This is a genomic window from Candidatus Neomicrothrix sp. (assembly GCF_035329545.1).
In the GTDB taxonomy this organism is placed as follows: domain Bacteria; phylum Actinomycetota; class Acidimicrobiia; order Acidimicrobiales; family Microtrichaceae; genus Microthrix; species Microthrix subdominans.
On the sequence record NZ_DAOLGP010000001.1, the window covers coordinates 264,262 to 276,263 of the forward strand.

A 12,002-nucleotide genomic window follows, 5' to 3' on the forward strand; every position below is an offset into this window, starting at 1 on the left:
CTTGGTCGGCAACATCCCCGCCCCGACCTGGTGGCCTCACTCCGCCGCCGCTGAGGGGACGACGGAAAAGATCTCTTCGAAGCCCAGCTCGATGCACTGCATCAGGACGTCGGGGTCGGGCACGGCCACCGGGTCGATGTTGACGCCGATGAAGCAGTCGTCCGCATAGCTGACCAGCGTGAAGTTCATCGCCGAGCCGGCGTTGGGGCCGAATGCGTACTGGGACAGCATCCGTTGGCCGACGAGGTAGAGCGGGATCGGCGCACCCGGGACGTTGGAGGCCGTGAAGTCGTTGCCCTTCAACATGGCGCCGAACAGCGCCGACGTCATCGAGGTCGGCAGCCGGTTGAGCCCGTTGGACAGCAGCTCCATCAGGTCGTTGGCCGGCTCGTCGCGGGCGTGGAGCACCACGGATCGCAATTGCTTCATCATCTCGATCGGCTCGTCGGGGTGCATTGGCACCTCGACCCGGGCCGGGATGAAGGCGTTGCCGGCGGTGTTTCCAACCGTCTGGTTGCGGACGTTGATCGGCATGTTCATGCGCAACGACTCGACGTTGCGGGCGTGGGCCTCGTGGTAGCGACGCAGCCCCAGCGCCAGTCCGCCGATGAACGCGTCGTTGAGGCGGCCGTGGGCCGCCTTTGCCGCCGCCTTGGCGATCGGCAGCGGAAACTGCAGGGTGGCGAAGCGAACCGAGAGCGACCGCTCGGTGATCAGCGGGCTGAGCGGCGACGCCGGCTTGACCAGGCGAAACACCGATTCGGTGAGCTCCTCGGCCCCGGCCAAGGCTCCGACCGGGTCGGTGATGACCCCCATCGCCCCTCCCAGGCCGCGCTTGGCCCAGGAAGCGAACAGCGAGGCACTGCGCTGGGTTTCGTAGGTGACCGCATCGGCCACCCGCTCCGGCTGGCTGAGCACATGGATGTCCGGAGCGTCGGGCAACTCCGGCTTGGGGTCGTCGGGTGCGAGGTCGAACAGCGCCAGCTGCAGCTTCATCCCGCCGACGCCGTCGGTGATCGAGTGGTGGATCTTGAGGATCAGTGCGGTGGTGCCGTCCGCCAAACCATCGACGATGGTGGCCTCCCACAGTGGCCGTGCCCGATCGAAGCCCTGCATGCCGGTCGGCTCGGCCATCGTCAGCACGTCGGCCAGGGTCGCTCCCTCGGACACGGTGACGAAGCGCAGGTGGTAGGAGAGGTCGAAGTACGGGTCGAACTCCCAGCGGGGCGGGGCGATCGACAGGGGGTTGGCCCGCACGCGTTGGCGGAACCGGGGGATCACACGGCTGAGGTAGTCGATCTGGTGGCGCACCCGATCGTGGTCCAGTCGACCCTCGAACGTGCTGACGGTGACGATCGTCGAGCGCAGCAGTGGATCCTTTTCTATGCTCCACATGAGCGCGTCGCTGTCGCTCATCCGGTCGTCGAACTCGAAGGACTCGATCTCGTTCAGCTGAAGCACGGCACCTCACAAACCTGGGTAGAACAGCGCGGGAGTGCGCTCATCCTGTCGGAATGTGGGACCGGTGTCACATGCGAGGCGGACAGCCGAGTCAGTCGGCGGCCGTCTCGGGCTCCTTGCACACGTAGCTGGCGTTGAACGTGTCGTTCGACTTCGCACCGGTTGCGATGACCGTCTTGGTGCGCGTCGTCGTGATATTGCCGCAGCGCAGCCCACCCTCGCCCGGCTTCTCGCCGGTCTGACCGGTCTGGTCGGCCTGCACCCACTTGGTGGAGTACAGGTCGACCGTGATCGACGTGTCGGTGTAGGACGGCCAGATCATCACGCCGTAGGGACTGGGGTTGGTGATCTTCAGGTCGACGCCGGGGTACGACAAGGTTGCCTCGCGGCCGAACGGGTACCGCGAGATGAAGACCGAGTGGGCCTTGTACTTCGGGATGTCCATGCCCGCGAAGAATGAGGCGTTGAACAGGGTGGTCGCGAACTGGCTGACGCCTCCGCCTGTGTCCTTGGTAAACACTCCGTCCGAGATCACCGGGGCTGACACGAAGCCCTTCGCCTCGGTGCGTTCGCCGACGAAGTCGTTGATCGAGAACGATCCGCCCGGCGGGATGTAGACGCCGCGCGTCAGGTCGGCGATGCGGTGGATGTTCTGCACGCGGGGCTGCCCGCCGGGGTGCTCGGTGGTGAAGGAGGACACCACCTCCTTGACGCCGGCCTTGGATGCCTCGTCCACGCCCTGGGCGGCGCTGAACTTGGTCGTTGGCAGCTTCACTTCGTGTTCGGCCTTCTCGATGGCCTGGGCAAGTACGGTGCCGGCCGTCTTGTCGCAGCAAACCACGGCGTCGGTGCCGGCCACCGGCGTGGGTCCGTTGGGGCCCAGCGTGAACTTCACCCCGGTCGGGTTGGACGGCGTCGGCAGTTGGTCGGCGACCACCAGCCCTGCGACCTTGGCGTCGACGGTGAGCGTCGGGACGTTTTTGACTTCCTTGACCGAGAGCATCGGCACGATGTCCTCGGCGTTCAGCTCGGCGCTTTGGTCTCCTGCTTTCAGCGTGAACGGAGTGCCGAGCACGTTGTCCAGGTGCCCCTTGAGGAAGGCGACGACCTGGTCGCTGATCGGGGTGGGGATCGTCTCGCGGTCGGCGGTGAGCTCGATCGTCTCGCTCAGGCTGTCGAGGGATCCGGACAGTTGGCTGGTGATCGACGAGGTATCAATCTTCCGTCCCGGGATGCCGGGGATCATCTGGGCGGTCGCATCGGTGAACTCAATGCGCGGGTTGACCGGATCGGTCCGGCGGTCGCCTTCGAGGGCGACCACGGTGGAGTTCAGCTTGTCGACGTCGGTCGTCAGCGCCACCGGCAGCTCGTAGGAGTCGAACAGCTTCGACAGCCAGCGGACCGCCTTGGCCGGGCTGTAGCCGGCGTGGCCCTGGGCGAGGGCACGGTCGACGGTGGCGTCGACGTCGATTTCGTAGCCCAGGTCTCCGGCGGTGGTCTCGATCGACAGGTCCTCGGCGCTGATCGTCACGGGTGTGTCCGGGAAGTCGGCGGCGAGTTCGTTGACCTTCACTTCAAGTTCGGTCCGGTTCAGCCCGCCAACGGATTCGCCGGCGACCGAGACGTTTCGTGCCACGCGACCGTTTTGCGCCGCTCCGTCGACCAAGTAGGCCGCCGACAACAGCGCCATGGCGATGAGCGGAATGATGCTGGCGATTAACACCGCTCGTCGAGAAAGACCCACTGCACCACTATCGCGGATGGGAGGGCAAAAGTGGCGTCAATGGGCGCCCTGACCTGAGAGAATGGCGGTTCATTGAGCACTCCTCCGAGGGCATCTCGGAGGTCGAGTGGATCAGGGGGGCCTGATGGCCATCAATCCGAGCGCAGTGGGATCGACCAGCGCGCCGACCGAGTCGTCGTGGACGACGAAGGACTCGCTGCTGTACGCGGTGGGGATCGGGGGCGGCACCAACGACTTGGCATTCACGACCGAGAACTCGATGAACGTCGACCAGCGGGCGTACCCCACCCAGGCGGTGGTGTTGGGCGACGCCTCCGGGGCCTTCGCCAACATCGGCAGCTTCAATCCGGCGATGCTCGTCCACGGCGAGCAGGCGATCGTCCTGCACCGGGAGTTGCCGGTCGAGGGGACGGTTTTCACCGTCGGCGAGGTGACCGCCGTCTGGGACAAGGGGTCGGGTGCGGTCGTCGAGGTCACGTCCCGATCGTCGACGGCTGACGGCGAGGCGCTGTTTGACAAAGTGATGTCGGTGTTCATCCGCGGCGAGGGGGGCTTTGGTGGTGAGCGCGGCCCGTCGGGTCCCCGCAACGCCGCCCCTGAGGGTGTCGCTCCCGACGAGGAGGTGACGCTGGCGACCCGGGAGGATCAGGCACTGATCTACCGGCTCTCCGGCGACCGCAACCCGCTGCACTCCGACCCGGGCTTCGCCCAACTCGCAGGCTTCGATCGGCCGATCCTGCATGGCCTGTGCACTTACGGTTTCACTGGCCGTGCCCTGCTCGATCGCCTCTGCGACGGCGACCCTTCCCGCTTTCGGTCGATGGAAGGCCGCTTCACCTCGCCGGTGTTCCCCGGCGAGCCGCTGACCATTCGGATGTGGCGAAGTGGTGCCGACGCAGCACTGTTCACCACCCACGGCGGGGACGACCGCGTTGTGCTCGATGCCGGCCGGGTGAGCTTCGACCCCGCCTGAGTTCTGGCGCTGATCGAGGTGGTGGCTCAGGGCGCCGACGGCAGGTCGTCGGCCAGGGTCGATCGGCGCAGCTTGCCGGTCGAGCTGACCGGCAGCGCATCGGCCACCAGCACCCGCTTTGGGCGCTTGTAGGCGGCCAGGGCCTGGGTCGCCCGGTCGATGACCGCTGCCGCCAGCGCCTCGGGATTGCCCTGGGGGTCCTCGGGAACGATGACGGCGGTCACCGCCTGCCCCCACTCGTCGTCGGGCGTGCCGAAGACCACCACCTGGTCGACGCCGGGCACCCCTCGCAGCTCCCGTTCCACCTCGGCCGGGTAGACGTTGACCCCGCCCGAGATGATCAGGTCGTCACGGCGTCCGTCGAGGTACAGGTGGCCGTCGACCATCCGGCCGAGGTCGCCGACGGTGAACTCCCAGCCCGTCGGCGTCGGCCGCCAGGCTTCGGCGGTGCGCTCGGGGTCGTCCCAGTAGGTGAAGTGCGCCCATCGCGGCGTTTCGCACCAGATATGACCCGCGTCATCGACGCTCAGCGATCGGTTGGGCCGGGCCCGTCCCACCGAGCCGGGGGCGACGCGACGATCCTCGGGTGACTGGACGGTGAACTGCCCCTCGGTCGAGCCGTAGAACTCCCACACCCGATCGTCGCCGAAGCGGCGACGCGCCTCGGCGGACACCTCGGGGGGGCACGGGGCGCCTGCGTGGGCGACGAGGCGCATGCGGGTCCAGCGGCCGTCGGCGTCGGCGGTGAAGAGGCGCTTGAGGTGGATCGGAGCGGCGAACGTTGCCGTCGGGGCGTGCTCGAGGATCGCCGCCAGCGTCCGCTCGGCGTCGAACGGGCCGGGGACGACCACCGAGCCGCCGGTCAGCAGCGCACAGGCGGCGAAGCGCAGCGGTGCGGAGTGGTAGAGCGGCCCGATCTGCACGTAGGTGTCGCCTGGCCCGAAGCCCCACAGGTCGATCTCCTCGGTCCACAGCGCTTCGGCATCGGGCTCGGAGAGCACCCCGGAGTAGACACCCTTGGGACGTCCGGTCGTGCCGGAGGTGTAGGCCATCGGGCGGCCGAGCGGCCAGCGGGCCAGAGAGGATTCCCGATGGTGGTGCGCCGCCTCGCCCACTTCGGCCTCGCCCATCACCAGCGTCGGTCGGCAGTCGTCGAGGATGTAGGCACGCTCGTGCTCGAGCAACGACGTGTTGATCAGCACCGGGATGATTCCCGTGCGCAGCGCACCGATGGCGACGGCCAGGTAGTCGAGGCTGCTCGGCGCGATCATCGCCACCCGGTCGCCCGTCGTCGTTCCGGCATCGGCCAGCCAGGCGGCCGCCCTGGCCTGGGCACGGGTGGCCGTTGCGCAGTCGGCGAACACCTCCCTCGTCATCGCCTCAGGCTGCTCGCCCGGGCGCACACCGTCAACCTGCCCGGGTCCCCGTCGACACACCGAGCTCAGCCGGCTGATGGATCGCGCCGAGCGGCCCGGCCAACGTCGTACGCTCGACGCCCATGGAGCTCCGCCCTCTGACCATCGACGACGTCGACGCCGTCCTCGCCGCCGGGCATCTCTTCGACGCCCCTCCCACCCGGGAGTGGACCCGCCGGTTCCTCGAGCGAGACGGGCACCACTTGGTGCTCGCCGAGGAGGACGGGCGGGCGTTGGGGTTCGTCAGCGGCATGGAGATCACCCATCCCGACAAAGGCACCGAGATGTTGTTGTACGAACTCGGGGTCGATGGCGCGGCGCGGCGTCGTGGGGTGGGTCGGGCGCTGTGCGAGGCGCTGGCCGAGCGGGCGCGAGCGGTTGGGTGTTACGGCATGTGGGTGCCGATGAGCACGACCAACGAGGCGGCGGCGGCGACCTATCGTGCCGCCGGGGCGCAACCGGCTCAGGAGGCCACGATCGCCGTTTGGGAGTTCTGAGCCGACGGCCGTCGTTAGTATCCGGATGTGCCGGAGTAGCCGAGCAGGACGGCGAAGAGCACCGCCATCGCTGCGGCGCCCAGCGTGCCGATCCACCCGACGATGACGCCGGCCAGGGCCAAACCTCGGCCCGATTGGCCCGAGGTTTTGATGCGCTTCAGCGCCACGTGGCCGGTGATGGCACCGGCGGGCGCGAGCACGGCCAGGAAGAAGCACAGGAAGATGCTCAGCGTGCCGACGATCGACAGCACCAGCGAGGTGATCGCCAGGTTGTTGGTCGGGGAGGTCTGCACGTACCCACCCGGCGTCCCCGGCGGGGCGTAGATGGTGGCGCCTTGAAACCCGGGCTGTGTTGAGGCACCCGGGTATTGGGACGGCGGCGGGTAGTGGGGCGGTGGCGGGTAGTGGGGCGGCGGTGCCTGACCCGGCCCCGAGAGTGGAGGTCCCGAGGGCGGTGGGCCAATGAGGCCCTGCGGGCTGGCGTAGCCCGACCGGTCGGCCTGGGGTGGCATCGGTCCCGGATGCTGGGTTCCCGGTAGCGGTGCTCCGGGAGGTTGCATCCCAGACGGCGGCGTCGTTCCAGGCTGCGCGGTTTGGGGTAGGGGAGCGATGGTGAAGTCGTCCAACTGGGCGCCGCATACCGAGCAGGCGCTCGCTTGGTCCAGGTTGGCGCTCTGGCAGTGACGGCACGTTTGCATGGTGACCTCAGTTGCGAGCGGCCGACCCTACTGGCCCATGCAGCGAGCCTCACGGTTCCAACGCCGTGTTCGGCTGCATTCAGGAGGTCATCGGCCGTGAGGGCATCGCTGCCGTGAGAGCAGCGCCTGCTGCTAGAACAGCGCCTGCTGGGGCGATTCGATGCCTCGCAGCGCGTCGTAGTCCACTTCGACGCAGCCGATGTCACGCGAGGCTGCCAGCACCTTGGCCTGCGGCTTGATGCTCTGGGCGACGAAGATGCCCCGCAGCGGGCGCAGCGTCGGGTCACGCTCCATGCGGGACAGATACCGGGTCAGCTGCTCCACGCCGTCGATCTCGCCGCGACGCTTCACCTCGATGACCACCGCCACCCCCTCGAGGTCCCGACACAGCAGGTCGACCGGACCGATGTCGGTGGAGTGCTCCCGACGTACCAACGTCAGGCCGTCCTCAATGCGGGTCGGGTCTGCTGCCAAGAGTTCTTGGAGGTGGGCCTCGACCCCGTCCTTTTGCAGCCCGGGGTCCACCCCGAACTCCCATGAGGAGTCGTCGATCACCTCATCGACCGTGATGCGCAGCGTGTCGCCCTTGGGGTTGGTCACCCGCCACTCGCCGGGTTCCTCGATCAGGCGGTTGGGGGCGTTCATCCAGTTGAGTGGCTTGTAGGCGCCGCCGTCGGCGTGGATCGCCACGCAGCCGTCGGCCTTCACCATGATCAGCCGGACAGCGCTGGGAAGGTGCGCGCTGAGGCGCCCTTCATAATCGACCGAACAGCGTGCGATGACCACCCTCATGGGTGCCCTGACCTCATGGGTCAACCGTACCGTGGGGAGCGGGTCGGGTCAGGCGTCCGCTGTGCTCCTCAGGCGTGCGCTTTGCTCCTCAGGCGTCCGCCTTGGCCTTCTTGGCGGCACGGGCCCGGATGTTGGGGTCGAGTTCGACCTTGCGCAAGCGGATCGACTCCGGGGTCACCTCGACGCATTCGTCGGTGGCGATGAACTCGAGTGCTCGGTCGAGGCCCATCGGCATGGGCGGCGTGACCTTCTCGGTGTTGTCCGAGCCTGAAGCGCGCATGTTGGTCTGCTTTTTTTCCTTGCAGATGTTGACGTCCATGTCGTCGGGGCGGCTGTTCTCGCCGACCACCATGCCCTCGTACACCTCAACGCCGGGTGGCACGATCAGGGCTGAACGCTCCTGGATGGCCACGATGGCGTTCATCGTCGTCGGGCCGCGCCGGTCGGCCACGATCGAGCCGGTGCCCCGGCTGCGGATCTTGCCGGCCCACTTCTCGTAGCCCTCGAACACGTGGTTGAGAACGCCGGTGCCCCGGGTCTCGGTGAGGAACTTGGTGCGGAAGCCGATCAAGCCGCGTGCCGGCACGATCCATTCCTGGCGCACCCACCCGCTGTCGCCGTGGCTCACCTCGTTCATGCGCCCGCGGCGCTCGGACAGCAGCTGGGTGACGGTGCCGGAGAACTCTTCGGGCACGTCGACGGTCAGTCGTTCGAAGGGCTCCTCGCGGACGCCGTCGATCTCCTTGATCAGCACCTGCGGCTTGCCGACGGTGAGCTCGAAGCCCTCACGGCGCATCGCCTCGATCAGCACGGCCAGCTGGAGTTCGCCGCGGGCCTGAACCTCCCAGGCATTGGGCGCCTCGGTGGGCAGCACCCGCAAGCTGACGTTGCCCAACAGCTCGGTGTCGAGGCGGTTCTTCACCAGGCGGGCGGTCAGCTTCGAGCCTTCCTTGCCCGCCATCGGCGAGGTGTTGATGCCGATGGTCATCGACAGGCTGGGCTCATCAACCGTGATCACCGGAAGCGGACGGGGGTCGTCCGGGTCGGCGATCGTCTCGCCCAGGTTGATGTTCTCGATGCCCGAGACGGCCACCAACTCGCCCGGCCCGGCCGAATCCACCTCGACGCGCTCGTGGTTCTCGGTGACGAACACCGAACCGGTGCGAGCCGAGACGATCGTGCCGTCGGCCTTGCACCAGGCGACCGGCTGGTTCTTTTTGATCGTGCCAGACACCACCCGGCACAGCGCCAGGCGACCGACGAACGGGTTGGAGTCCAGGTTGGTCACCCAGGCCCGCAGCGGGGCGTCCGGATCGTGGCTGGGTGGCGGCAGGTGATCGACCAGCGTGCGCACCAGCGGCTCCAGGGAGTCTTCCTGGGTGGTGGGATCGAGCGAGGCGGTGCCGGCCTTGGCGTTGGTGTAGACGATCGGAAACTCGAGGTGGTGCATTTCGGCCTCAAGGTCCAAGAACAGCTCCTCGACCTCGGAGACCACCTCAGCCACGCGTGCGTCGGGGCGGTCGACCTTGTTGACGACCACGACGGCGGGCAGGTCGAGCTCCAGCGCCTTGCGCAACACGAAGCGGGTCTGAGGCAGCGGGCCTTCTGAGGAATCGACGAGCAGGAGGACGCCGTCCACCATCGTCAGCGCACGCTCCACCTCGCCGCCGAAGTCGGCGTGGCCGGGGGTGTCGACGATGTTGAGCTTGACCTCGCCCGCCTTGCCGCCGCCGTGCTCCGCTGACAGCGGCCAACGCACAGCGGTGTTCTTGGCCAGGATGGTGATGCCGCGTTCGCGCTCCTGGTCCATCGAATCCATCACCCGGGTGGCGTGGCCGTCGGCGGCGTCGCTCTCATCGGGCTTGTGGTGCGCTGACATGGCGCCGGCCTGGCCGAGCAGGGCGTCGACCAGCGTGGTCTTGCCGTGGTCGACGTGGGCGATGATGGCGACGTTTCTGAAGCCCTCGACGGGCACGGAGCCTTCGTCGGTGCGGGAGAGGGCAGGGGACGGTGAAATAGACACGGGGCCTCGACTGTGGAGAGACGTCGCCGGCCGGTTGGCTGCGCGTTGCGGGGCGGTGAAACCGATGGTGGACTGCGGCGCGCACGACGTGAGATTTGGGGGGTGTCCATCCTACCCGCTGATCGCCACGCGTTCGCGTCGGTTTCGTGATGGTCGTTCGTCACCGGGGTTGGATGGCAACACGCTTCGCTTGGTGCAACCGAGACATCGCCGCATCCCTGAGGTTGATCGCCCAGACAACGCCGCTGCGGCTACTCCCTGAGAATCAGAGGTCGCGTGTCGAACGTTGGTGGGTCGAGTACCCACCAGGGTCGCGGTAGGTCGTGGGGTCGCCGCGATTCGGCTGCGGGCTGCGTGGCAGCTTCGGCAGTGCCGTTGCCAGTGCCAGTGCCGTTGCCAGTGCCAGTGCCAGTGCCAGCGGGGGCTCCGTCGCCCGAGTGGTGCGGGGTGCCGCCGAGGATGGGGGAGAGGTCGGGCGGCCTGGCCGGTACCGGGCTGGGACCCGGGAGGATCGACCATCGTTGCAAACGTTCGCCCGTTGCCCCGAAGCGGTGGGTGGCGGGATCTCCCATACCCGCGTTGCGGGCCGTGTCGGTCAACGCGCCGGTGTCGGTGCTGGACGGGGCCTTCGCCGGCCGGGCGCAGAGCGGGGTTCCGTCGGCGTTGGTGAAGCCCAGGCCGCTGTACGGATCGCCGGTGATGTGGACGAGCCCGTGATGGTGTGCGCGGTGATGGGCCTTGCACAGGGCGGCGAGGTTGCCGGCGTCCGTCCGGCCGCCGTCTTCCCAGTGGATCAGGTGGTGAATCTCCAAGCCCCGGGTGGCCCCGCAGCCGGGGATGACACAACACCGGTCCCGGCGCAGGATGAGGCGTCGCAACCGCCGGGAGATCACCCTCGTTTGGCGTCCGACGTCGACTGGGCGGCCATCGCGAAACCCGATGCCGACCAGGTTGGTGTCGCACAGGATCTGGCGGCGGAGCACATCGGGAAGGGGCTGGGTGGATCCTTCGGCGTAGAGGTGGCCAAGTTCGTAGTGGTAATGCACCAGGGTGCGGTCGGTCGGCTGCCCGCCTGCGGTGTCGGCGTCGGCGTGATCGAGGGCACGCCGTGCCACGTCGACCAGCGCGTCGGCCCAGGTGAGGCGAAGGCGTTCGTCTGGATCCTCGGCTGCCTTGAACGCTCGGTCGCGTGCCTCCTGGAGGGCGGTCTCGATGAGTGCGCCGTCCTCGGGGCTCAGGTTGGCGTTCAGCGACCAGCGGCCGTCGTCTCGCTGCGTAAACCCGAGACGGGGTGGCGGGTTGGCGCTGGTCGGCTCGTCGGCGGTCGTCTGGCTGGCCTTGTCATCGCCGGAGGCGTCGTCCTCTCCGGCCTTGTCGGCCTGCTTGTTGGGCCCGCTGTTGGGCGGGGGACGGACCGCATGGGTGCACGTACGGAGCTGGTCGAAGGTCATGTTGATGGCGTAAGCGACGTACGTGGTCTGGTACTCCGACGGGATGCGTCCGCAGATCAGGTGGGCGGCCTCAAGGCTGATCATGCCAGCGACCAGAGCATCGACGACCTCGGGGTAGGTTTCTGCCTTCTTGGCCACCGCGATCACCCGGCTGATCGTCGCGGTATTGGTGGCCCAATGGATCGCCAGCCACTGGCGGGCCGACAGGACGCCGCCGCCCTTCCACCAGCCGGTTTCGAGCACCCGACACACCGACAACACCATGCGGCCGTGCGTGGCGTTGATGATGCCACCCAGGCTTCGAACGGCGTCGTCGAGCCGGCTGCCCTCCAGTTCGTCGATGATGCCCTCGGGGCCGGCGAGCGCCAGCGCCTCGTCGGCGCGCAGGCGGGCTTCGACCGAGGCGACCATTCCGCTCGGCGGGGCGGCAGCCTCGATGAGCGCATCCGCCCCGCCCGTGGCGTTCGCGGTGGGACCGGACGCTGCCGGCCCCGTCCGGAGGTGCGTCGGAGCGGCGGGTGGTGGCGTGTTCGCCTTGGGCGCAGAAGTGACCGCCGAGATTTCGCCCGGTACGAGTGACTCGTACATATGTTCGATTATCCGCCTCGAACGGGCACTCGTCAAGCAATTTCCGAACGGATATTGGCGGGCCGAGGGCACCCTGGGAAGCTGACCTAAAGCGGCGGCGCTCGTGGTCTGTCAGCTCGACCTCAGCGTGGCTCTTTTGGGCGCATGATGTGTTTCTGGAGGATTTTCGAGTGTCGTCGAGGCCTCAACGTGATGAGTAGGCGAGCATATGAGCATCGCTGCAATGGAGCCCCGGCCTGATGGCCGGGGAGGGCGGCGCTGGGGATCTACCTGGTCGTGAAGTTCATCGGGCCGCAATGGAGCCCCGGCCTGATGGCCGGGGAGGGAAGTCCTAGCGAACTTCCGGGACACGTTCATTCT

The 12,002-nt window shown here is 67.8% G+C and carries 9 protein-coding genes and 1 CRISPR repeat array (1 of these 10 running past the window's edge); of the genes, 2 read left to right on the plus strand and 7 right to left on the minus strand.

Annotated elements, in window-relative coordinates; translation table 11 throughout:
- Positions 1–36 precede the first annotated feature (36 nt).
- Positions 37–1,461, minus strand: coding sequence for a wax ester/triacylglycerol synthase domain-containing protein (locus PKD89_RS01170; protein ID WP_287389467.1), 1,425 nt, complete (start codon positions 1,459–1,461; stop codon positions 37–39).
- A gap of 91 nt (positions 1,462–1,552) precedes the next feature.
- Positions 1,553–3,184 carry a VanW family protein gene (locus PKD89_RS01175; protein WP_289012550.1) on the minus strand — a complete coding sequence of 544 codons (1,632 nt, stop codon included), beginning with the start codon at positions 3,182–3,184 and terminating at the stop codon, positions 1,553–1,555.
- Positions 3,185–3,329: 145 nt separating this feature from the next.
- Here PKD89_RS01175 and PKD89_RS01180 point away from each other — a divergent pair, with 145 nt between their 5' ends.
- Complete coding sequence (locus PKD89_RS01180) at positions 3,330–4,178, plus strand: MaoC family dehydratase (RefSeq protein ID WP_289012549.1); 849 nt, start codon at positions 3,330–3,332, stop codon at positions 4,176–4,178.
- Between the two features lie 26 nt (positions 4,179–4,204).
- Here PKD89_RS01180 and PKD89_RS01185 read toward each other — a convergent pair whose 3' ends face one another.
- On the minus strand, positions 4,205–5,554 hold the full coding sequence (locus tag PKD89_RS01185; protein ID WP_289012548.1) for a class I adenylate-forming enzyme family protein: 1,350 nt from the start codon (positions 5,552–5,554) through the stop codon (positions 4,205–4,207).
- Positions 5,555–5,676: 122 nt separating this feature from the next.
- Here PKD89_RS01185 and PKD89_RS01190 point away from each other — a divergent pair, with 122 nt between their 5' ends.
- On the plus strand, positions 5,677–6,090 hold the full coding sequence (locus tag PKD89_RS01190) for a GNAT family N-acetyltransferase (RefSeq protein WP_287389462.1): 414 nt from the start codon (positions 5,677–5,679) through the stop codon (positions 6,088–6,090).
- Positions 6,091–6,104: 14 nt separating this feature from the next.
- Here PKD89_RS01190 and PKD89_RS01195 read toward each other — a convergent pair whose 3' ends face one another.
- From PKD89_RS01195 to PKD89_RS01210, 4 genes are all read right to left on the minus strand, one after another.
- Positions 6,105–6,602, minus strand: coding sequence for a DUF4190 domain-containing protein (locus PKD89_RS01195; protein ID WP_324332223.1), 498 nt, complete (start codon positions 6,600–6,602; stop codon positions 6,105–6,107).
- Positions 6,603–6,920: 318 nt separating this feature from the next.
- Positions 6,921–7,580 carry an endonuclease NucS gene (gene nucS / locus PKD89_RS01200; protein WP_289012546.1) on the minus strand — a complete coding sequence of 220 codons (660 nt, stop codon included), beginning with the start codon at positions 7,578–7,580 and terminating at the stop codon, positions 6,921–6,923.
- A gap of 88 nt (positions 7,581–7,668) precedes the next feature.
- On the minus strand, positions 7,669–9,555 hold the full coding sequence (gene typA / locus PKD89_RS01205) for a translational GTPase TypA (RefSeq protein WP_349257304.1): 1,887 nt from the start codon (positions 9,553–9,555) through the stop codon (positions 7,669–7,671).
- A 299-nt stretch (positions 9,556–9,854) separates the two neighbouring features.
- On the minus strand, positions 9,855–11,642 hold the full coding sequence (locus PKD89_RS01210; RefSeq protein WP_289012545.1) for an HNH endonuclease signature motif containing protein: 1,788 nt from the start codon (positions 11,640–11,642) through the stop codon (positions 9,855–9,857).
- Between the two features lie 217 nt (positions 11,643–11,859).
- Positions 11,860–12,002: a CRISPR direct-repeat array (repeat unit 36 nt) (it continues 4,552 nt past the right edge of the window).

What these genes read in the sequence shown, in the direction of transcription:
- PKD89_RS01180 (WP_289012549.1), top strand. Translation starts at nt 3,330, where the DNA reads ATGGCCATCAATCCGAGCGCAGTGGGATCGACCAGCGCGCCGACCGAG.
- PKD89_RS01185 (WP_289012548.1), bottom strand. Translation starts at nt 5,554, where the DNA reads ATGACGAGGGAGGTGTTCGCCGACTGCGCAACGGCCACCCGTGCCCAG.
- PKD89_RS01190 (WP_287389462.1), top strand. Translation starts at nt 5,677, where the DNA reads ATGGAGCTCCGCCCTCTGACCATCGACGACGTCGACGCCGTCCTCGCC.
- PKD89_RS01195 (WP_324332223.1), bottom strand. Translation starts at nt 6,602, where the DNA reads ATGCCACCCCAGGCCGACCGGTCGGGCTACGCCAGCCCGCAGGGCCTC.
- nucS (WP_289012546.1), bottom strand. Translation starts at nt 7,580, where the DNA reads ATGAGGGTGGTCATCGCACGCTGTTCGGTCGATTATGAAGGGCGCCTC.
- PKD89_RS01210 (WP_289012545.1), bottom strand. Translation starts at nt 11,642, where the DNA reads ATGTACGAGTCACTCGTACCGGGCGAAATCTCGGCGGTCACTTCTGCG.